The sequence below is a fragment of the Streptomyces sp. RG80 genome (genome assembly GCF_040446465.1).
In the GTDB taxonomy this organism is placed as follows: Bacteria; Actinomycetota; Actinomycetes; order Streptomycetales; family Streptomycetaceae; genus Streptomyces.
The window spans coordinates 239388-258549 of the sequence record NZ_JBEAAJ010000005.1 but is presented as its reverse complement, the minus strand read 5'-3'; the positions used below and the strand labels follow the sequence as shown (position 1 = coordinate 258549).

Genomic DNA, 19162 nt, shown 5'->3' with positions numbered 1-19162 from the left:
CCTTCGGTTGTGAACGGTTCAGAACGTGCGCTTCAGCAGATCCAGCAGCGCCGCCCAGTGCCGCTCGTCGCCCTCCTGGTGGTACGCGGCGGTGTCGGCCTGGGTGAAGCCGTGCGGGGCGCCCTCGTAGACCTCGCAGCGGTGCCGGACCCCGGCTTCGGTCAGCGCGGCGTCGAGGCGCTCGATCTGCTCGGGCGGCAGCGAGTGGTCGTTGTCGGCGTGGCCGAAGTACAGCTCGGCGGTGATGTGTTCGGCCACCAGGTGCGGGCTGTCCGGGGCGTCGGTCGCCAGGCGCCCGCCGTGGAAGCCGGCCGCCGCGGCCACCCGGTCCGGGTAGGTGCCCGCGGTGAGCAGGGAGAGCCGGGCGCCCATGCAGTAGCCGGTGAGGGCCACCGGGCCCTCGGCGACCTCGGGGCGCTCGGCCAGCCAGCGCAGATACGCCCCGGCGTCCCGCATCGCGAGCTCGGGTGTCAGCGCCTGCATCACCGGACCGATCCTCTCGAAGATCTCCGGTCGCGCGGAGGGGTCGATGAACTCGGGCAGCTCGAAGACCGGCGCGCGTCCGTGCCGGTAGAACACATTGGGCACGAGGACCGTGCAACCGGCCTCGGCGAGCCGGTCGGCCATCGACCTCAGCTGGGGGCGCAGCCCGAAAGCGTCCTGGAAGAGCAGGACGGCGGGGTGGGGCGCGCCGTCGGCCGGGTGGGCCAGATAGGCGTCGGCGACGCCGTCCTCGGTGGGGACGTCGACGTCCGTTCCCTGTATGGAGGTCATGGGGGTGCCTCTCTGCGCATGCGACGGCGAGCCGGTCTGCGGCTCGGCTCGGCGGAACCGGGCCGGGCACATGCTTGCATGCACCGCCCAACCGGCCGCCCTGGCCCCCTCCCGTTTGAGGACCGCTTTACTCGAACCGGCTCGTGTCGCCCGCTCCGTGCCGGATGATCTCCGCCTCCCCGTTGGAGAAGTCGATGACCGTCGTCGGCTCGGTACCGCACTCGCCCGAGTCGACGACCGCGTCCACCGCGTGGTCGAGCACGTCCTTGATCTCCCAGCCCTGGGTCATCGGCTCGTCCTCGTCGGGCAGCAGCAGCGTGCTGGACAGCAGCGGCTCCCCGAGCTCGCTGAGCAGCGCCTGGGTGACCACATGGTCGGGGATGCGCACCCCGACCGTCTTCTTCTTGGGGTGCTGAAGCATCCGCGGCACCTCCCTGGTCGCCGGCAGGATGAAGGTGTAACTGCCCGGCGTCGAGGCCTTGATCGCCCGGAACACGTCGTTGTCGACCCGTACGAACTGGCCGAGCTGCGCGAAGTCCTGGCACACGAGGGTGAAGTGGTGCCGGTCGTCCAGCCGGCGGATGGTGCGGATCCGGTCGATACCGTCACGGCTGCCCAGCCGGCAGCCGAGCGCGTAGCAGGAGTCCGTCGGATACGCGACGAGGGCCCCGTCGCGAATGCTGTCGGCGACCTGGGAGATGGTCCGCGGCTGGGGGTTGTCGGGGTGCACGTCGAAGTACTTCGCCATCCGCCGAGCTTATGCCGTTCCGGGACGGCGGCGGCGCAGGCCCGGGCCGGACGGCCGTCCGCCCCTCTCGCCGCCCGGTGCGGGAGGACCCCCGGGCGCAGGTGAGGTAACGTCCCGGACCACTGTGCCGAACTCGAGGCGACGGACGAGGACAAGGGTGCCGTGACAGGCAGGGAGGACGGACCGGTGAAGGGCGCGGGCACGCCGTGGGCGGAGGAGCTGCTCGACCATCTGCGGCCCAACGGACGGGACGTCCGCCGGGTCGTCGCCTGGCTCGCGGACGGAGTGGAGGGGACGGCCGCTCTCGAGGACGCCACCGGCGCCCTCCTCGCCGGAACCCGCGTCCCGTTGGACGAGGACCTGGTGGCCGAGATCGTCGCCGGCCGGATCGCCTCCGCCGCCTGGGAGGGCGACGGACGCCATCAGCGCCTGGTCAGGGTGGAGCGGCCGCACTCCGCGACGCCGGGCGTGCTGGCAGTGTCCCGCGCGGCGCCCTTCGACCGACGGGCCGCCGACATGGTCACGCACACCGCCCAGGTCGTCGAGCTCCTGCTCAGGGCACGCGAGACGACGGCCGCCGGGCGCCGCCTCGAGCGGGCCACCGCCGATCTGCGCCTGGCGATACTCCAGCTGCTGATGGTGGAGGACATCGTCTCGGCGCGCCGGGTCGCCGCGGGCCTGTGGCCCGGACTGCTCGACACGGACTCCGCCTGCGTCTACGTCCTGGAGGGCACCGCCGAGGAACGTGACCGGCTGGCCGAGGACTGTCTGCGCGCCACCGACGAGCAGGCACTCGTCGTGCGCTGCCCGGCCGTGGACCAGCACGTGATCATCGTGGCCCCCGACGAGAACCTCGCCCGGGAGCTGCGATCCCTGATCGAAGGGCGCCCCCAGACGTTCATCGGCGGCAGCTCCCGGCAGAGCCTGGCCCGGACCGCCACCGCCTACGGACAGGCAGTCAGCGCCCTCGCCGTCGCGCACTTCCGGCCCGACAACGCCGCGGTCTACGCCGAGCGCACCCACCCCGAACGCCTCATGGACCCGGCGCTGCTGCACGCCTGGACCGCGGAACTGCTGCGCCCGCTCGACACGCTGGCCCACCACACCCACGGCGAACTCCTCGCCACCACCCGGCTCGGCCTGGAGTTCACGGCCGTCAACGCGGCCAAGGTCCTGGGCGTCAGCCGCAACACCGTGCGCGCCCGCATGGAGCGCGTGGAGGGCCTGCTGGGCACGGACTTCTCCGACCTCACCGTGCGCGCCCTGGTCCACCTGGCACTGAACACCCAGGTCGGCATGGAACAGGGGCCCGGCGCCGAGCAGTCGGCGCCCGTCGCGCTCGGGGACCTGCTGACCGGGCCCGCCCTGCGCGCCTGGGCCCTGGACCTGCTCGGCAGGCTCGACCCGGACGCTCGCGACCTGCGCCGCACCCTGCGGACCTGGATCGCCGCCGGCGGCAACTCCGAGCGGACCGCGCAGACCCTCGGCGTGCACGCACAGACCGTGCGCGAGCACGTCCGCAGCGCGGAGCCCGTCCTGGAACGGCAACTTCTGGCCGCGGGCAGCGACCTCTACGAGGTCGTCCTGGCCCATCTGGCGACCGGAGACCTGGATCCGCCCCGGCTGGCCGCATAGAACCCGCAGAGAAAACGCGCCATTCGGACTCATCTGTGCACAGGTGAGTCCTACGGCCCCCGCAGCGGGCATGAACACGGTTCACAACCGCGCCGCCGTTCACGTAAGTTCGACGGGGTCAGGGGGGCACGACCGGAACGGGGGACCGGTCGCGCCCCCCGTTCGTGTGCTCAGCCGCGCGGTCGCACGGGTACCTCCTGCCAGCCGAACGCGATGAACGACGGCACCTGCCGCAGCTCCTGCGCACCGACGGCGAGCCGCAGTTCGGGGAAGCGGTCGAAGAGCGCGGGCAGCGCGGTGAGCGCCTCCGCCCGGGCGAGCGGGGCGCCGATGCACCGGTGCACACCGATCCCGAACGCCAGATGGTCGTCCGCGCCGCGCGCGGCGTCGAAGGCGGCCGCGTCCGGACCGTAGTGGGCGGGATCGAGGCCCGCCGCGGCGAACGTCGTGATGATGGCGTCGCCCGCCGGGACGGTGACGTCACCCACCTCCAGATCCTCGACCGCGAACCGCAGCGGCAGCGAGGCGATGGAGGGCTGCACCCGCAGCGTCTCGTCGATGACGGCGTCCCAGCCGATCTCGCCGGAGCGCGCGGCGGCCAGCTGCTCGGGGTGCAGCAGCAGGGCGACGATCGCGTTGCCGATGAGGTTGACGGTCGTCTCGAAGCCGGCGCCGATGACCAGCAGCAGCGTGTAGAGCAGCTCCTCGTCGCTGAGCCGGTCGCCGTCCTCGTCCCGGACCCGGATCAGCTCGGTGGTCAGATCGTCGCCGGGGTGTGCGCTGCGGTGGGCGATCAGCGCGGGCAGCACCGTGCCGATCTGCCGCTGCACGGACGCCGCGTGCTCGGGGGACGGGTCGGACGTGTCCATGATGGCCGCTATCATCCGCGCGGTGTCGGCCACCAACTCGTCGGGGACACCGAAGAGTTCGCAGATGATCCGCATCGGCAGGGCATGGGCGAGGGCCGCCCGCAGGTCGACCACCTCGGCGTCGTCGGCCGCCACCGCGTCCAGCAGCTCCGTCGTGATCGCCTCCACCCGGGGGCGCATCGCCTCGGTGCGCCGGTGCGTGAAGCTCGGCGCCACCAGCTTGCGCAGCCGGGTGTGGTCGGCGCCGTACGTGGAGAGCATGTTGACCACGCCGATCCAGCCGAGGACCCAGCCCCACGAGGGATGTTCGCCGAGTTCGGGCCACAGCCGCCAGTGCAGCCGGGGATCCTTGCTGACCCGGGGGTCGAGGATGAGCCCCTTGAGGGTGGCGTGGTCCGTGGGCGCCCAGGCGGGGATGCCGCCGGGCAGTTCGACGGGGACGATCGGGCCCAGGGCGCGCAGCCGGGCGCACTCGGCCGCGATGTCGGCGCCGAACGGGTCGAGGGCGATGCGGTCGGTGACGGTCACGACGGATCTCCTGGCTGGTCGGGGGAGCGGGGGCTGAACCGGACGGGCAGCGCCGTCATCGAACGGTGGAACGGGCCGGGCCGCCAGGTCAGCCGTTCACGCGGCAGGGCGGGCGCGAGGTCGGGCAGCCACTGGGTGAGGCGCTCGATCGCCTCGGTGGCGATCAGCAGCGTGTGCTGTTTGACCGGGCAGGTGTGCGGGCCCGCCGACCAGGACAGATGCGAGGCATCCTTCGGGTGGCGGCCGCTGACGGCCTCCTGCTCGGCGAAGTACGCGAGCGCCCCGTAGGACACCACGACCGGCACCGCCGCCCTGACCCACACACCGTGGAAGGTCACCGGCCGGCGCGCGAAGTGGATGCCGTAGTTCGCCATCGGGGTCTCGTGGTGCAGCACTTCGACCACGGCGTCCATCACCGGGCGGGCGCCGCTGGTGAGGGTGGAGTAGTAGAGCGGGTTGCCGAGGATGCGGGAGAGCGCGTTGGACACCAGGTTCGCGGTCGGCTCGTGACCGGCGCCGAGGGTGAGGAACACCTGCCAGGTGACCTCCTCCGGGGTCAGACCCGCCGGGTGGTCCAGGAGCCGGCTGGGCAGGTCGTCGCCGCGCCGCTCGGCCTTGGCGGCGATCAACTCCAGTACGTAGCCCCCGAACTCCGCCTCGCCCGCGGCCGCCTGGGCGCCGCCCTCCATCATCATGCCGAGCGCCTGCTCGAGCCGGTCGCTCTGGCTGTCGGGCAGTCCGAAGAGGCTGTTGAAGACGAGCGCCATCAGCGGCCGGGCGAACTCGCCCACCAGGTCCGCCTCGCCCTTCGGGCCGATCCGGCTCACCAGCAGACGTACCGCCCGGTGCACGCGCGCCCGCAGATCGTGCGGCTCGATCAGGTCGAAGGTGTCGATCAGCGAGGTGCGGTAGCGCTGGTGGGCGGCGCCGTCCGCGAACAGCGAGTTGGGCCGCCAGCGCATCATGCCCAGCACGGGGGAGTCGTCGGCGACCGTGGACTCCCAGGGACGCGGGTCGTGCGAGAACGTCTCCGTGTCGTGCAGCAGCTCCAGCGCGGCCCGCCGGTCGGTGACGACGTACGCCGGGACGCCCGGCGCCAACTCCGCGAAACCGACCGGACCTTGGGCCCGCAGGTCGTCGTAGTAGCGGTAGGGGTCCGAGGCGAAACCGTCCTCCCACAGCCGGACCGGCGCGGAGCGGGAGAAGTCCTGGCGGGCGGGCGGGTACGTGGTCACCGGCTCTCCGAGGGGTCGCGGTCGATGAGGTGCTGGACGAGGGTGAGCAGCGCGTCGATCGAGGAGTTCGCGTCCCGCGCGTCGCAGTGGACCATCGGTGTGCCGGGCTCCAGGTCGAGGGCGGCTCGGAGTTGTTCGTCCGTGTGGTGGCTCGGTGCGTCCGGGAAGGCGTTGAAGGCTACCGCGTACGGCAGACCGGTCTCCTCCACCAGGCCGAGCACGTCGAAGGAGGCGTCGATCCGGCGGGAGTCGACCAGGACGAGGGCGCCGAGGGCCCCGTAGGCGATGTCCTCCCACAGGGACCGGAACCGCTCCTGGCCCGGTGTGCCGAACAGGTACAGGACGATCCCGCCCGCCAGGCTGATCCGCCCGAAGTCGATGGCGACCGTGGTCGTCGACTTGTCCCGCACCCCTTCCAGGTCGTCCACCTGCGTCGATGCCTCGGTGAGCCGTTCCTCGGTGTGCAGCGGCACGATCTCGGAGACCGAGTCGATCAGGGTCGTCTTGCCCACCCCGAAGGGACCCGCGACGAGGATCTTCACCAGTTCGCGGGCCGTGTCGGGCAGATGGACGCGGCTGGGCGCGCCGGGGGCGCTGCTAGTCGTGCTTGAGGGCGCGGAGGCCATCGGCCACTCTCTTCAGCAGGTCGGGGTCGAACCGTTCGGCGGGCGGGACCGGGGCGCGGGCCACCACCAGCTTCCGGTCGAGAAGGGCACCGGCCAGGACCCGGACGGCGGAGACCGGCAGCCGCAACAGGGCCGCGGCCTCCACCACCGTCAGTGAGCCGTCCTCCAGGACGTCCAGCAGGGCCAGTTCGGCGGCCGGGAGATCAGCCGGTGGCGGCGTGCCGCCGCCGGTGAGGACCGAGAGCCGCTCCAGGTGCGGGCGGCTGGGCCGGGCGACACCGCCGGTCGACAGATACGCCGGTACCAGGGGGCGGCCGGTCATGCCGGATTGCCGTCGTCGCCCCCTCGGGGTGCGGCGGCCATCGCCTTCTCGCCCAGCCGCGCCACCTGTGAGTGGACGCGGTGCGCGAGCAGGTCCAGACGCACCTCGCCGGTGCCGTACGCGGCCACACAGGTGCCGTGGTCGGTGGGCACGATGAGGACGTACCCGTGGTCCGACTCGATGACGACCTGCCGCACCTCGGCGCGGTCCCGGTCGGCGAACGCCGCCGCGGCGGTGCGGCACGCGCCCTGCACGGTGCTGGTGATCGCGGCCACCCGCTCGGCCGAGGCCTGCTCCAGGGCGTCCGTGTACCCCGTCACCAGGCCGTCTCTGGTGAGCAGGACGGCGGCCACGACCTGCGGCACCTCCAGGATCGGCTCCAGCACCCAGGCCGTGTCGCCTGCCTCGCGGCTGGTCATCGGGCCGCTCCCCCTTCGTAGTCGGTCTCGTTGTCTGGTACGTCGGTGGCGGCGCCGTCCGCGCGGGCGGCGGCGGTGCCGGACTGGAGGGCACCGAGCGCGGCGGCGGCGTCCTCCGGGCTGCGAGCCGGGCGCTCGGCCGCGGGCGCCTTGGCCTCCGCGGCGGCGGACCGGGTACGACGACGGCGCTGCGGCAGCCCGTCGTGGTGCCCGGAGCCGGCGGCGGCCCCCTCCTCGGTGCCGTAGCCGTGGGAGGTCTCCGGCGTGGCCCTGCGAGTCGAGCGCGGGGCGCTGACCGCCGGCGGCTGCTCGGCGGGGTCGATACGGCTGAGGAGATGGCTCTCCACCCGTAGCACCGCGCGTACGCCGCCGTACGGGGACGGCGAGGAGAGGTCCACGCCCAGATCGAACTGCCGGGTCAGCTGGCCGATCGCGGCGAGGCCCATGCGCGGCGGATCACCGAGGTCGGTGAGCAGGATCGGCTCGGAACCGGCCACCATCCGCTGGGCGCGGGCCCGTTCGTCCTGCGTCATGCCCACACCCGCGTCGTCGACGGTGACACACACGCCGTGATGGACGTGCTCCAGGTTGACCACGACGTCGGTGTCGGGCGCGGAGTGGCGCAGCGCGTTGTCGAGGAGCTCGGCCGCGATGATGGCGACCGGCTCGACGGCGTGCGACACCAGGGCGGTGCCCGTCTCCAGGTGGTTGTGGACCTTCACCCGGTGGTAGCCGGCGAGCCGTGACTGGCCGCCCGTCACCGCCTCGACCAGATGCGATTCCTCGCGGGCGAGCCCGACCCAGGCGCCGCACACCACGGCGGCGACCTGCGCCCGACGCAGCGACTGCTCGTTCTCGTGGTCCAGTTGGAAGAGGGTCTCCGTCAACTCCGGGTCGTCGTAGCGCTGTTGCAGCTGACGCAGGGCGTCCTGCAAGCGGTACAGGGCCGCCTGGATCTCCCGGGTCGCGCCGCGCATCCCGGCCTGCGCGGCCGCGTCGATGCGGGTGCGCTGGGTGGCGAGTTCGGCGCGCAGGCCCAGCAGGACGCCCTCCAGCGCGATACCCAGGGGCGTTCCGGCGGTCTGCGGCTGCAACGGTCCCGGCACCGGCATGTGCGGATGGGCCAGTTGCCGGGCGGCGGCGGGGATGCGCCGGGCCGCCAGGTGCTCGACCTCGGCCGTCAACGCCTGGAGGGCGCCGTCCAGTCGGGAGCGCAGGTCGGCCGTCTCCGCTCGCTGCCGGGTCAGTTGACGCCGGGAGCGCAACAGGCCACCGCCGAGGGCCAGCGCGGACAGTGTGCCGACGGCGAGACCGCCGACGGCCAGGTCCGGTAATTCGATCATCGAATCGGTTTCCAGGGGAAGTCGGGCAGGACTGAGTCAGAGGCCCGGAGGCGAGGCGCTCGCAGCACAGTACACACCGTCATCGACTCATCTCGCACGGTTGATCGAGACTTCGCGTCGAATCCGACAGCCCTCTGTTCGCTTCTGCGCCGACTGTCTGAAATGCCATACGGTCATGGCGAGTTGAGCCTGTCCGAAACCCGCCGCACTCCCGGAGCCACCCTGGCCCGCCCCCGTCTTACGCACCTTCTGACCCGCGAGAGCGCGGAGGCCGAGCGGCGCTGCCCACGCTCGAAGGAGGCCTACGCACGGGCCGGGCATCTCTTCGGCCGGGTGCCGATGACCTGAATGAACAAGACGGCCGAGCCCTTCCCCCGCCACCTCGACACCGCCCGCGTCACCGACCTCGACGGGCACACGTACATCGACTTCTGTCTCGGCGACACCGGCGTGATGGCCGGCCACTCGCCCGCCCCGGCGGCGCAACGGCGATGGTGCCGACCGAGGACGCCGAGTGGGTCGGCGCCGCCCTGTCCGAACTGGCTGATTGACCCGCGTGGGACGGGTACTCGGGCGGCCCCGGAACGAAAACCGCTGGAGGAGGCCCGCATGACCAGCAGTACGGAGACCGGCGGCGTGACCGGTACGCCGGACAAGGACTACAACCTCATCTGGTACGTGGAGGCGTGCCTGAACAACACGTTGCGTCTGGAGACATACATCCAGGACGCCGAACGGAACAAGGACACCCAGGTCGCGGACCTGTTCCGCAAGGCGCAGGCCGACAGCCGCAAGGGCGCCGAACTCGGCAAGGGGCTGCTGCGCGCGCGGCTCGACGGCGGCTGACCGCATCTCGGCGCGAACGCCCGGCCGGGACCGTCCGGCCGGGCGTTCCGCACGTCCGAAACCCGATTGCGTCTTGTCGGCGGCCCTGCCTACGGTCGCGATCATGCTGCCTGTGGTGGAGACCGACGAACAGTGGGACGCGACCGTCAAGGACGAGAAGCTGATGCGGGCCGGCGCGGCGGACCTCTGCGCCCGCCTCGGACTCGGCGACGCACCGCTCACCCGCTTCCCCGACGGATCGCAACCGGTCTACGCGGTCGGCGACGACCACGTCCTCAAGCTCTTCCCCACCGCCGCCGCCCAGGACGGCGTCACCGAGGCCCGCGTCCTGTCCCAGCTGCACGGGCTGCTCCCGGTGCCGACGCCCCGGGTGGACGACTCCGGGCCGTACGAGAACGGCTGGCGGTACGTCCTGATGTCCCGGCTGCGCGGTGAGAACCTCGCCCAGGTCTGGGACCGCGTCCCACGGCCCGACCGGGAACGGCTCGTCACCGAGATCGGCGAGGCCCTCGCCGTCCTGCACTCCCTCGACCCGGCCCCGCTCGAGGACGTCCTCGGCCCCGGCGACTGGGGCGCCTTCCTCGACCGGCAGCGCGCGAACGCCGTGGCACGCCAGCGCGGCCACGGCCTGCCGGACGCCTGGCTGGAACAGATCCCCGACTACCTCGCCGCGGTCCCGCTGCCCCGCGCCCCGCGGCGTTCGCTGCTGCACACCGAGGTCATGCGACAGCACTTCCTGGTCGACCCCGACAGCCTGCGTCTGACCGGCCTCTTCGACTTCGAGCCCGCCATGATCGGGGACGCCGCCTACGACTTCGTGGGCGTCGGAGTCTTCGTCACCGGAGCCGACCCGCACCTGCTCGCCCGGCTCACCACGGCGTACGGCAACACAGTCGACCCGGACCACGCGCTCGCCTACACGCTGCTGCACGTCTACAGCAACCTGCCCTGGTACCTCAGGGAGTTGCGGGCCCCCGCCGAGGGCGCCCTGACCCAGCTCGCCCACGCCTGGTTCGGGGCGGCCGGCTCGCCCTCGGTCTGACAGGGCGGTCCCGCCGACGCCGTACCGCTGGACCAGGCGATCCCGGCCCCTGTGTGCGAGCGTTGCCCTGGGTGCGCCGACCGGGGTGCCGCGCCGAGAGAGGACGTGAGCGGGATGAGTGAGATCGTCGACCAGATCGACCGCGGACACCGGGAGGTCGGCACCCGGAAGGTCGAGGCGGGGGAGGCCCATGGCGTGCTGCTGCGACGCACGTACGAGGCCCCGATCGCCGAGGTGTGGGACGCGGTGACCTCACCCGAGCGGATCGGGGCGTGGTTCCTGCCGGTCACCGGGGAGTTCCGGCTCGGCGGCCGCTATCAGCTCCAGGGCCATGCCGGGGGCGAGATCCTCGAGTGCGCGGCGCCGGAACGGCTGCGGGTGAGTTGGCTGTACGGGCCGGACCCGGGCTTCAGCGAGGTCGAGGTGCGGCTCGCGGCGGAGGGGGCGGGGCGGACCGTGTTCGAGGTGGAGCACGTGGCCGTGGTGCCGGAGGAGTTCTGGAACCAGTTCGGGCCGGGCGCGGTCGGCATCGGCTGGGACAGCATCGCCCTCGGCCTCGGCATGCATCTCGCGGGGCGCGGGATGAGCCGGGAGGAGTCCGAGGCCTGGCAGCGCACGTCCGAGGCCAAGGAGTTCTTCCGGCGGTCCGGCGAGGAGTGGGGCGCCGCCTACGCCGCCTCGGGAGCCGACCCGGAGACCGTGGCGGCCACGACGGAGGCGACGATCGGGGCCTACACGGCGTAGGTCGCCGCCGTCACCGCCGTAGTGGCCGCCCGGATCCCGGTGGCAGGCGTCAGCGCTTGGCGGTCCACGAGTGGGCCACGTCCACCACGACCCGGTCGTCCAGGCGCAGGACCCGGAACGGCAGCCGGGCGCGTACGCCGAGGCCGAACTGTGTGTCTCCTTCGAAGCTGCCCGCGAAGCGGGCGTCCCTGAACGTGCGGTACCCGTCGAGGTCGACGCCCGGCAGCGGGTGGCCCGCCCGCCCGGGATAGGTCGGGGAGCCGGTCTCGGGGTCGTAGGCGGGTGCGGCCACCCGCACCTCCAGGACGGCGCCGCCGCCGACCGGTATCACCCGGCCCGACCCGTCCTGATGGAGCCGGTCGACGTACCGGACGGAATAGCCGAGGCTGCTCCTGTCCGCGCCGGGGACTTCCACGACCAGCCGGTCGTAGCAGGCGTGCCGACCGGTCCGCGCCTTTGTCACCGGGTCCGCCGTGCCGACCGCGCGGCTCTCGTCGAGGCTGCCCCAGCCGGTGGGGCAGGTGGTGGTGGTGGCCTGCGCGGGTACCGCGGCCACGCCGAGTGTCGCGCCCATGAGTGCGACGGTGGCCCATGTCGTTCTACTGCGTCTCATGATGTCCCCCGGGATGTCATGTGTCTGATATCTGGTGAGACAACCCGGTTGAAGAAAAGGTTGCAGCTTGTCCGGATATTCATTTCCGAAAGATTCGGCGGTCCGATCGAATGTCGGGTGAATTCCGGGGCATCTTCAGTCAATTTCCTGAGGTTGATGTGCGGTGTGTTGACGCTGTGATGCGCCGCTCGTATGGTCTCGGCGCACTTCCGAAAATGATTCGAAACATTCGAACGGAAGGAGTGGGATGGTCACCCGCAGATCCATCCTCCTGCCCCGCAGGGCACTGGTTCTCGGCCTGGCGAGTCTGCTCGCGGCAGGGGGCGTCACCGCCCTGTCGGGCACCGCCGACGCCGCGAGCACCCTCGGCACGGCCGCCGCCGAGAAGGGCCGCTACTTCGGAGCCGCGGTCGCCGCGAACCACCTGGGCGAATCCGCCTACGCCACCACCCTCGACACCGAATTCAACTCGGTCACGCCCGAGAACGAGATGAAGTGGGACGCCGTCGAGAGCACCCGCAATTCGTTCAACTTCGGCGCCGCCGACCAGATCGTCAGCCGTGCGCAGAGCAAGGGCATGAAGGTCCGCGGCCATACGCTGGTGTGGCACTCCCAGCTGCCCGGCTGGGTCTCCGGTCTCGCCGCCGGCGATCTCCGGACGGCGATGAACAACCACATCACCCAGGTCATGACCCACTACAAGGGAAAGATCCACTCCTGGGACGTGGTCAACGAGGCCTTCCAGGACGGCGGCAGCGGCGCCCGGCGCAGCTCGCCCTTCCAGGACAAGCTGGGCAACGGCTTCATCGAGGAGGCCTTCCGCACGGCCCGCGCCACGGACCCGGCGGCCAAGCTCTGCTACAACGACTACAACACCGACGGCGTCAATGCGAAGAGCAATGCCGTCTACGCCATGGTCAAGGACTTCAAGGCGCGCGGCGTGCCGATCGACTGCGTGGGCTTCCAGTCCCACTTCAACAGCGCCTCCCCGGTCCCCTCCGACTACCAGGCGAACCTCCAGCGCTTCGCCGACCTCGGCGTCGACGTCCAGATCACCGAGCTGGACATCGAGGGCTCCGGCAGCTCCCAGGCCACGAGCTACGGCAATGTGGTCAGGGCCTGTCTCGCGGTCTCCCGCTGTACGGGCATCACCGTGTGGGGCGTCACCGACAAGTACTCGTGGCGCGCGAGCGGCACACCGCTGCTCTTCGACGGCAACTACGCCAAGAAGGCCGCCTACACGGCCGTACTGACAGCCCTCGGCGGCAGCGGCTCGGGTGGCGGCGGTGGTGGTGGCGGCACGGCCGGTTGCACCGTGTCCTACAGCAAGCAGGAGGAGTGGAGCGACCGCTTCAACGGCAAGGTGACCGTCACCGCGGGCAGCTCCGCGATCAGCACCTGGACCACGACCGTCACCGTGACGTCCCCGCAGAAGGTCTCCGCGACCTGGAACGGCACGCCCAGCTGGGACAGCAGCGGCAACGTGATGACGATGAAGCCGAACGGCAACGGCAGCCTCGCCGCCGGGGCGTCGACGAGCTTCGGCTTCACCGTCATGAAGAACGGGAACACCGCGGCGCCCGTCCTCGGATCCTGTACGGCGTCCTGACCACGGTGTGATGCCGGCGGACCGGCGCGGCGGACCGATCCGCCGCGCCGGAACGACATGCCTCAGGCCATCTGGAGTCAGACCTTCTGGAGGGTCTTCTTCGCCAGTTCGTACGCCGGGACCATCTTCTGGTGCTCCTCGGTGTCCATACCGCCCAGGTGCACCACGACGGGGCCGTCCGGGGTGGTGACGGCGAAGGCGCTCTCCTTCTTCGTCTCCTCCAGGAGCTCGCTCGTGACGAAGTACTCCACCTCGGCCCCGTCGAGACCGCCCGACTCGAACGAGCTGTACTTCGCCTTGCTCGCGTCGGCCTCGGCCGCCACGAACTCCTCCAGCACGGTACGCGCGTCGTCGTCGCCGGCCTCACCGGTCCAGATCCGCAGGAAGCCGACGTACCCGGCGGGCTTGGCGTCCACCTCGCACGCGGCGGCGACCGGACCCTGACGGAGGATGGAGTCGAGCACCTCCTCGGCGATCTCGTCCTCCAGGTCTCCGGCATCGCCCGAGGCGCCCTTGTCCTGGGCGGCCGCCGAGTCGATGGACTCCGCCTCCCAGTCCTTGGCCAGCTCGAAGCTCACCGGCAGCTCGCACGCCGAGCCGGCCACCCCGATGCTGCCACCGCTCTCCACGCCCTTCTCAGCGCTGGCCGACGTACTCGGCGACGCCTTGGCGTCCTTGTCGTCGGCGGCCTCGGAACAGCCCGCCAACATCCCCACCAGCAAGGCCACCTGAGCCACCCGGCGCCCCGCATTCCCCGCCCTGACCAGCACTGCGCTGTCTCCCCTCGGTTCAGGGCGCACACATTAGCGGAGGCCACCGACAGTCCGTACGCGGGAGCCTCCCTCCGGCGTCCAGGGCCCACGGAAAACCCGGGTGACGGCGTCCGCGCAGGTCAGCACAATGGAGCGCCATACCCCCCGACCCGAAAGGTGGCCGACGTGACCGTCCCGAACGTACTGCTGTCCGGCATCGTCGGCTCCACGGCCTACGGGCTCGCCCACGCCGGTTCCGACGTGGACCGCCTCGGCATGTTCGCCGCACCCACGACCAGCCTGCACGGCCTCCACGGGCCGAAGGAGTCCCACGTCACCACGGCCCCCGACCGCACCCTGCACGAGGCCGCGAAGTGGTGCCGGCTCGCCCTGGGCGGCAACCCGACCGCCATGGAACTCGCCTGGCTGCCACCGGAGTTGTACGAGGTGCGCACCCCGCTCGGTGACGAACTCGTCGCGCTGCGCACCTCGTTCCTGAGCGCCAAGCGGGTCCGCGACGCCTACCTCGGCTACGCCACCCAGCAGTTCCGCCGCCTGGAGAACCGCGCCGACGGCTCCTTCTCCGCGGACACCCGCAAGCGCACCGCGAAGCACGCCCGGCACCTCAAGCGGCTGTGCCACCAGGGCCTGGAGCTGTACGCGACCGGCCACCTGACGATCCGCGTCGAGAACCCCGACGAGTACCGGGAGTTCGGCGAGCGGGTCGCCGCCGACGCCGCAGTGGCGCGACCCCTGCTCGCGTACTACGAGAAGGCGTTCGACGAGACCCGCACCGTACTGCCCGACCACCCCGACGAGGCGGCGGTGGAGGCGTGGCTGCATCGGGTCCGCGCCTCCTTCTACGCCCCGCTCAGCGTGACGGGGTAGAGGTCTGTCCGTGCGACGGTAGCGTCGCGTTCGTCCGCGAGGGCCACGCGACGCCCGTCTTTCATGAACGCGTCGTACCCGTCCTGGCCGGCGAACTCGATCAGCTGGATCTCGTCGGGCCGGCCGTCGGCGCCGTCGGCCCGCGCCCGCTGCACCACCCGTCCGCCGTGCTCGCCGAGAAGGGCCAGCACCTTGTCCTCGTAGGCGGCCATCGCCTCGGCGGCGCCGGGGCGGGCCCAGAGCAGCACACACAGTTGAACCGTCATGACTCCCGACCCTAGCGCGCGACGGCCGATAAACCGGATGCCCGGTGACGGAGCCCGTTGCTACTCTCAAGCCCATGATCACGCCTACGTCTCAGCACCGCATGATGCCCCCGCACCGGGGCTGCTGAGCGCGTACGCGTACCAATCCGAGGCCCCGGGGACGGGGCCTCGGCGCGTTGTGCGGAGCGGTCCCGTCGCCGGTAGGAGGACCGATGACCGCACCACGTCACTACATCACCACCACCATTCCCTACGTCAACGCCCGCCCGCACCTGGGCTTCGCCCTGGAGCTGGTGCAGGCGGACACCCTGGCCCGGCACCATCGCCAACGGGGCCGTCAGGTACGCCTGTTGAGCGGCACGGACGACAACTCCCTGAAGAACGTCCTGGCCGCCGAGGCCGCGGGCGTCGATGTGCGGGAGTTCGTGGACCGCAACGCCGAGGCGTTCGCCGCCCTGCGTGACCCGCTGGCGCTGTCGCTCGACGACTTCATCCGCACCAGCAGCGACCCACGCCACCGCGCCGGGGTGGAGCGGCTGTGGCGCCGCTGCGCGGAGGCGGGCGACCTGTACCGCAAGGAGTACGAGGGGCTGTACTGCGTCGGCTGCGAGCAGTTCTACACGCCGGACGAACTCGTGGACGGCAGATGCGCCGAACACGGCACCGAGCCCCAGCTCGTCGCCGAGGAGAACTGGTTCTTCCGGCTGTCCCGGCACGCCGACCGGCTGCACGAGCTGATCACAAACGGCACCCTGCGCATCGAGCCCGCCGCCCGCCGCAACGAGGTGCTCGCCCTCATCGCCGGCGGCCTGCACGACTTCTCCGTCTCCCGCTCCCACACCCGCGCCCGCGGCTGGGGCATCCCCGTGCCCGGCGACCCCGACCAGGTCGTCTACGTGTGGTGGGACGCGCTCGGCAACTACGTCACCAGCCTCGGCTACGGCAGCGACGACCCCGCCTACGAGCAGTGGTGGGCGGCTGGGGACCGCCGCACCCACCTGGTCGGCAAGGGCGTCGTGCGCTTCCACGCCGTGTACTGGCCGGCCATGCTCCTGTCGGCGGGCTTGCCGGTGCCCACGGACATCCTCGTCCACGACTATCTGACGGTCGGCGGCCGGAAGATCAGCAAGTCCGGGAACGGCACGAGCGTGGACCCCGTCGCCCTCACCGCCACCTACGGCACGGACGCGGTCCGCTGGTGGCTGCTGCGCGATGTACCCCGGGTCGGTGACGCCGACTTCACCGTCGAGCGGCTGACCGCCCGCGCCGACGCGGACTTCGCCGGCGGCCTGGGCAACCTGGTCCACCGGACCGTGACGATGGTCCACCGCTACCGGGGCGGGGCGGTGCCCTCCCTCGGCACGGACCGGTTCGCCGTGACGGCGCTCCTGGACGTGTGCCGGCGGACCCCGGGCCGGATCGACACCGCGCTGGCCGACTTCGACTTCCGCCGGGCCGCCGACGCGGTCTGGGACATCGTGGAGGAGGCCAACCGCTGTATCGACGTCACCCGGCCCTGGGAACTGGCCAGAGCGGAGCGCCAGGGCAACACCGACGCCGCCGAACGCCTCGACGCGGTCCTCGCCGCCCTGGTCGGCGCCTGCCGCACCCTCGCCGACGAGCTGAGCCCCTTCATCCCCGACGCTGCCGCCCGGATCGCACACCGGGTGACCTCCGTCGACGGCACGCTCCCGGAGCCGGAACCGCTCTTCGCCCGGCTCCAGGAGCAGCGCTGACGTCACCAGCGCGGCAGCCTCAACTCGTACGTCGGGTCGAAGCGCCGCATGTAACCGGTGTCGTCGCGGGTGCGCACCCCGGAGTCCACATACCGGCGGTGGAGCCGGTCGAGGGCGTCGTGGTCGAGCTCGACGCCCAGGCCGGGGCCCGTGGGGACCTTGACCTGGCCGTCGCGCAGTTCCAGGACGCCGGGGACGACGACGTCGTCGGCGGAGTTCCAGGGGTAGTGGGTGTCGCAGGAGTGGTCGAGGTTGGGGATGGCCGCGGCGACATGGGTCATGGCGGCCAGGCTGATCCCGAGATGGGAGTTGGAGTGCATGGACAGGGCCAGTCCGAACGCCTCGCAGACGGCGGCCAGTTCACGGGTGCGGCGTAGCCCGCCCCAGTAGTGGTGGTCGGTGAGGAGCACCTGGATCGCGTTCTGCTCGATCGCGGGCCTCAGGTGCTCCCAGGCGGTCACACACATGTTGGTGGCGAGGGGGAGCGGAGAGTCCTTCGCGACCTCGGCCATGCCGTCGATGCCCTTGGTCGGGTCCTCCAAGTACTCAAGGACCCCGTCCAGTTCACGGGCGACATACCGCGATGTCTCCACCGTCCAGGCGGTGTTGGGGTCCAGCCGCAGCGGCTGGCCCGGGAACGCCTCCGCCAGCGCCTTGATCGCGGCGATCTCCTCGTCCGGCGGGAAGACACCGCCCTTCAGCTTGAACGACCGGAAGCCGTACCGCTCTTGCATGAGCCGGGCCTGCTCCACGATCCCGGCCGGGTCCAGGGCCGCGCCCCAGTCGTCGCCGATCGCCGCCCGGCCGTCGAGGGCGGGGTGCTCGGCCCACTTGTAGAAGAGGTACGCCGCGAAGGGCACGGCGTCGCGGACCTTGCCGCCCAGCAGGTCACTGACCGGGCGGCCGAGGAGCTTGCCCTGGGCGTCGAGACAGGCGACCTCGACGGCGGAGGTGGTCCAGCCGCGCTCGTGGGAGCTGGGCACGGTGGGGAGCAGGTCGGCGTCGATCGCCGCCGAGACGGCGGTGGTGTCGAAGACGTCCATGCCGGGGACGACCTTCGCGGCGGCCTGAAGTCGTTCCAGGCGTGCCGTGCCGCCGGGGGACTCGCCGAGGCCCACCGTGCCGTCCTCCAGTACGAGTTGGAGGATGACGCGCAGGGCGAGGGGCTCGTGGACGCCGTTGGAGTTGAGCAGCGGCGGGTCGTCGAACGCGATCGGGGTGACGATCAGTTCCCTGATCCTGGTGGGGGTCATGCGCGGGTCACCTCCAGTCCGTGGTCGATGAGTTTGGAGAGGCGGGCCACGTGCTCCGGGGTGGGGTCCACGAGCGGTGCCCGTACGCCGCCCACGTCCAGGCCGCGCAGCGTGACCCCGGCCTTGACCAGCGCCACGGCGTATCCGGGTACCTCGTCGCGGAGTTCGACGAGCGGGGCGTAGAACTCGTCGAGGAGCGTCGAGACCCGCGCCTCGTCGTCCTCGGCCAGTGCTCGATGGAAGGCCAGGGCGATCTCGGGGGCGAAGGCGAAGACCGCCGAGGAGTACAGCTCGACGCCGATGCCCTGGTACGCGGGCGCGGTCATCTCGGCGGTGGGCAGGCCGTTGAAGAACCGGAAGTCCCGGCCGTTCGGCAGGGCGCGTACCGCGCGGACGACGCGGTGCATCCGCTCGATGTCGCCGAGGCCGTCCTTGAGGCCGACGACCTTGGGCAGGGCGGCGATCTCGGCGGCCGTGCTCTCGGTGAGGCGGGCCGTGCCGCGCTGGTAGAAGATCACCGGGAGGTCGGTCGCGGCGGTGACCTCCTCGACGTAGCGCACCAGGCCCTGTTGCGGTGCCGTGACCAGGTAGGGCGGCAGCAGCAGGATGCCGTCGGCGCCGGCACGTGCGACACGTACGGCGTGGTCGCGGGCGACCGGTGTCGGACCGCCCGCCGCCGCGAGGACGGGCACGCGGCCCGCGGTCGTCTCGACCGCGATCCGCGTGGCCCGCTCCAGCTCGTCGGGGGTCAGCGCGTGGAACTCACCGGTGCCGCAGGCGACGAACACGCCGCCCGCGCCCGCCGAGACACCGGCCTCGATGTGCTGCGCGAGCCGTTCCTCGTCCAGCGAGCCGTCCGGAGCGAACGGCGTGACCGGGAAGAACAGCACTCCTTGGAACTTCATGTCTCCCTC

At 71.7% G+C, this 19162-nt stretch carries 21 protein-coding genes; 8 read left to right on the top strand and 13 right to left on the bottom strand.

Annotated features, from left to right (window positions below):
• Window positions 1–18: 18 nt before the first annotated feature.
• Together ABKA17_RS18870 and ABKA17_RS18865 are read right to left on the bottom strand one after the other, a co-directional pair.
• Window positions 19–774 (bottom strand): dienelactone hydrolase family protein, encoded by a 756-nt coding sequence (locus tag ABKA17_RS18870; RefSeq protein WP_353693249.1) that lies wholly within the window; start codon window positions 772–774, stop codon window positions 19–21.
• Between the two features lie 127 nt (window positions 775–901).
• Entirely contained in the window at window positions 902–1522 is a 621-nt protein-coding gene (locus ABKA17_RS18865) for an L-threonylcarbamoyladenylate synthase (protein WP_353693248.1), read from the bottom strand.
• A gap of 162 nt (window positions 1523–1684) precedes the next feature.
• Here ABKA17_RS18865 and ABKA17_RS18860 point away from each other — a divergent pair, with 162 nt between their 5' ends.
• A complete protein-coding gene (locus ABKA17_RS18860) occupies window positions 1685–3157 on the top strand; it encodes a helix-turn-helix domain-containing protein (RefSeq protein ID WP_353693247.1) in 1473 nt (490 codons plus the stop codon).
• Between the two features lie 170 nt (window positions 3158–3327).
• Here the strand turns inward: ABKA17_RS18860 and ABKA17_RS18855 are convergent, their stop codons facing one another.
• Genes ABKA17_RS18855 through ABKA17_RS18830 form a run of 6 tightly spaced genes read right to left on the bottom strand, consistent with a single transcriptional unit; the run spans window position 3328 to window position 8499 of the window.
• Window positions 3328–4554 (bottom strand): cytochrome P450 family protein, encoded by a 1227-nt coding sequence (locus ABKA17_RS18855; protein ID WP_353693246.1) that lies wholly within the window; start codon window positions 4552–4554, stop codon window positions 3328–3330.
• On the bottom strand, window positions 4551–5789 hold the full coding sequence (locus ABKA17_RS18850; RefSeq protein ID WP_353693245.1) for a cytochrome P450 family protein: 1239 nt from the start codon (window positions 5787–5789) through the stop codon (window positions 4551–4553). Before ABKA17_RS18850 ends, ABKA17_RS18855 begins: the two co-directional genes overlap by 4 nt.
• Window positions 5786–6415 (bottom strand): GTP-binding protein, encoded by a 630-nt coding sequence (locus tag ABKA17_RS18845; RefSeq protein WP_353693244.1) that lies wholly within the window; start codon window positions 6413–6415, stop codon window positions 5786–5788. Before ABKA17_RS18845 ends, ABKA17_RS18850 begins: the two co-directional genes overlap by 4 nt.
• A complete protein-coding gene (locus tag ABKA17_RS18840; RefSeq protein ID WP_353693243.1) occupies window positions 6387–6737 on the bottom strand; it encodes a DUF742 domain-containing protein in 351 nt (116 codons plus the stop codon). Before ABKA17_RS18840 ends, ABKA17_RS18845 begins: the two co-directional genes overlap by 29 nt.
• Window positions 6734–7156 (bottom strand): roadblock/LC7 domain-containing protein, encoded by a 423-nt coding sequence (locus ABKA17_RS18835; RefSeq protein WP_353693242.1) that lies wholly within the window; start codon window positions 7154–7156, stop codon window positions 6734–6736. Before ABKA17_RS18835 ends, ABKA17_RS18840 begins: the two co-directional genes overlap by 4 nt.
• Entirely contained in the window at window positions 7153–8499 is a 1347-nt protein-coding gene (locus ABKA17_RS18830; protein WP_353693241.1) for an ATP-binding protein, read from the bottom strand. Before ABKA17_RS18830 ends, ABKA17_RS18835 begins: the two co-directional genes overlap by 4 nt.
• A gap of 183 nt (window positions 8500–8682) precedes the next feature.
• Here ABKA17_RS18830 and ABKA17_RS18825 point away from each other — a divergent pair, with 183 nt between their 5' ends.
• From ABKA17_RS18825 to ABKA17_RS18810, 4 genes are all read left to right on the top strand, one after another.
• Window positions 8683–8847, top strand: coding sequence for a hypothetical protein (locus ABKA17_RS18825; RefSeq protein WP_353693240.1), 165 nt, complete (start codon window positions 8683–8685; stop codon window positions 8845–8847).
• A gap of 261 nt (window positions 8848–9108) precedes the next feature.
• Window positions 9109–9345 (top strand): hypothetical protein, encoded by a 237-nt coding sequence (locus tag ABKA17_RS18820; protein WP_353693239.1) that lies wholly within the window; start codon window positions 9109–9111, stop codon window positions 9343–9345.
• Between the two features lie 103 nt (window positions 9346–9448).
• Window positions 9449–10387, top strand: a complete 939-nt coding sequence (locus ABKA17_RS18815) for a phosphotransferase family protein (RefSeq protein WP_353693238.1) — start codon at window positions 9449–9451, stop codon at window positions 10385–10387.
• A 114-nt stretch (window positions 10388–10501) separates the two neighbouring features.
• Window positions 10502–11131: an SRPBCC family protein gene (locus ABKA17_RS18810; RefSeq protein ID WP_353693237.1), complete on the top strand. Its 630-nt coding sequence runs from the start codon at window positions 10502–10504 to the stop codon at window positions 11129–11131.
• Window positions 11132–11180: 49 nt separating this feature from the next.
• Here ABKA17_RS18810 and ABKA17_RS18805 read toward each other — a convergent pair whose 3' ends face one another.
• Window positions 11181–11744, bottom strand: coding sequence for an AMIN-like domain-containing (lipo)protein (locus ABKA17_RS18805; protein ID WP_502994284.1), 564 nt, complete (start codon window positions 11742–11744; stop codon window positions 11181–11183).
• A 247-nt stretch (window positions 11745–11991) separates the two neighbouring features.
• Here ABKA17_RS18805 and ABKA17_RS18800 point away from each other — a divergent pair, with 247 nt between their 5' ends.
• On the top strand, window positions 11992–13353 hold the full coding sequence (locus ABKA17_RS18800; RefSeq protein ID WP_353693235.1) for a glycoside hydrolase family 10 protein: 1362 nt from the start codon (window positions 11992–11994) through the stop codon (window positions 13351–13353).
• Between the two features lie 77 nt (window positions 13354–13430).
• Here ABKA17_RS18800 and ABKA17_RS18795 read toward each other — a convergent pair whose 3' ends face one another.
• A complete protein-coding gene (locus ABKA17_RS18795) occupies window positions 13431–14123 on the bottom strand; it encodes a lipoprotein (RefSeq protein WP_502994282.1) in 693 nt (230 codons plus the stop codon).
• Between the two features lie 168 nt (window positions 14124–14291).
• Here ABKA17_RS18795 and ABKA17_RS18790 point away from each other — a divergent pair, with 168 nt between their 5' ends.
• Window positions 14292–14993: a nucleotidyltransferase domain-containing protein gene (locus ABKA17_RS18790; RefSeq protein WP_353693234.1), complete on the top strand. Its 702-nt coding sequence runs from the start codon at window positions 14292–14294 to the stop codon at window positions 14991–14993.
• Here the strand turns inward: ABKA17_RS18790 and ABKA17_RS18785 are convergent.
• Window positions 14966–15259, bottom strand: a complete 294-nt coding sequence (locus tag ABKA17_RS18785) for a hypothetical protein (protein ID WP_353693233.1) — start codon at window positions 15257–15259, stop codon at window positions 14966–14968. The genes ABKA17_RS18790 and ABKA17_RS18785 overlap by 28 nt on opposite strands.
• Window positions 15260–15471: 212 nt before the next feature.
• Here ABKA17_RS18785 and metG point away from each other — a divergent pair, with 212 nt between their 5' ends.
• Window positions 15472–16995, top strand: a complete 1524-nt coding sequence (gene metG, locus ABKA17_RS18780; RefSeq protein ID WP_353693232.1) for a methionine--tRNA ligase — start codon at window positions 15472–15474, stop codon at window positions 16993–16995.
• A gap of 2 nt (window positions 16996–16997) precedes the next feature.
• Here the strand turns inward: metG and ABKA17_RS18775 are convergent, their stop codons facing one another.
• Window positions 16998–18248 carry a glucarate dehydratase family protein gene (locus tag ABKA17_RS18775; protein ID WP_353693231.1) on the bottom strand — a complete coding sequence of 417 codons (1251 nt, stop codon included), beginning with the start codon at window positions 18246–18248 and terminating at the stop codon, window positions 16998–17000.
• Entirely contained in the window at window positions 18245–19153 is a 909-nt protein-coding gene (locus tag ABKA17_RS18770; protein ID WP_353693230.1) for a 5-dehydro-4-deoxyglucarate dehydratase, read from the bottom strand. Before ABKA17_RS18770 ends, ABKA17_RS18775 begins: the two co-directional genes overlap by 4 nt.
• Between the last annotated feature and the right edge of the window lie 9 nt (window positions 19154–19162).

Excerpts from the sequence above, each read along its gene's own strand:
- ABKA17_RS18870 (WP_353693249.1), bottom strand. The coding sequence starts at position 774 with ATGACCTCCATACAGGGAACGGACGTCGACGTCCCCACCGAGGACGGC.
- ABKA17_RS18865 (WP_353693248.1), bottom strand. The coding sequence starts at position 1,522 with ATGGCGAAGTACTTCGACGTGCACCCCGACAACCCCCAGCCGCGGACC.
- ABKA17_RS18845 (WP_353693244.1), bottom strand. The coding sequence starts at position 6,415 with ATGGCCTCCGCGCCCTCAAGCACGACTAGCAGCGCCCCCGGCGCGCCC.
- ABKA17_RS18840 (WP_353693243.1), bottom strand. The coding sequence starts at position 6,737 with ATGACCGGCCGCCCCCTGGTACCGGCGTATCTGTCGACCGGCGGTGTC.
- ABKA17_RS18835 (WP_353693242.1), bottom strand. The coding sequence starts at position 7,156 with ATGACCAGCCGCGAGGCAGGCGACACGGCCTGGGTGCTGGAGCCGATC.
- ABKA17_RS18830 (WP_353693241.1), bottom strand. The coding sequence starts at position 8,499 with ATGATCGAATTACCGGACCTGGCCGTCGGCGGTCTCGCCGTCGGCACA.
- ABKA17_RS18820 (WP_353693239.1), top strand. The coding sequence starts at position 9,109 with ATGACCAGCAGTACGGAGACCGGCGGCGTGACCGGTACGCCGGACAAG.
- ABKA17_RS18815 (WP_353693238.1), top strand. The coding sequence starts at position 9,449 with ATGCTGCCTGTGGTGGAGACCGACGAACAGTGGGACGCGACCGTCAAG.
- ABKA17_RS18810 (WP_353693237.1), top strand. The coding sequence starts at position 10,502 with ATGAGTGAGATCGTCGACCAGATCGACCGCGGACACCGGGAGGTCGGC.
- ABKA17_RS18805 (WP_502994284.1), bottom strand. The coding sequence starts at position 11,744 with ATGAGACGCAGTAGAACGACATGGGCCACCGTCGCACTCATGGGCGCG.
- ABKA17_RS18800 (WP_353693235.1), top strand. The coding sequence starts at position 11,992 with ATGGTCACCCGCAGATCCATCCTCCTGCCCCGCAGGGCACTGGTTCTC.
- ABKA17_RS18785 (WP_353693233.1), bottom strand. The coding sequence starts at position 15,259 with ATGACGGTTCAACTGTGTGTGCTGCTCTGGGCCCGCCCCGGCGCCGCC.
- metG (WP_353693232.1), top strand. The coding sequence starts at position 15,472 with ATGACCGCACCACGTCACTACATCACCACCACCATTCCCTACGTCAAC.
- ABKA17_RS18775 (WP_353693231.1), bottom strand. The coding sequence starts at position 18,248 with ATGACCCCCACCAGGATCAGGGAACTGATCGTCACCCCGATCGCGTTC.
- ABKA17_RS18770 (WP_353693230.1), bottom strand. The coding sequence starts at position 19,153 with ATGAAGTTCCAAGGAGTGCTGTTCTTCCCGGTCACGCCGTTCGCTCCG.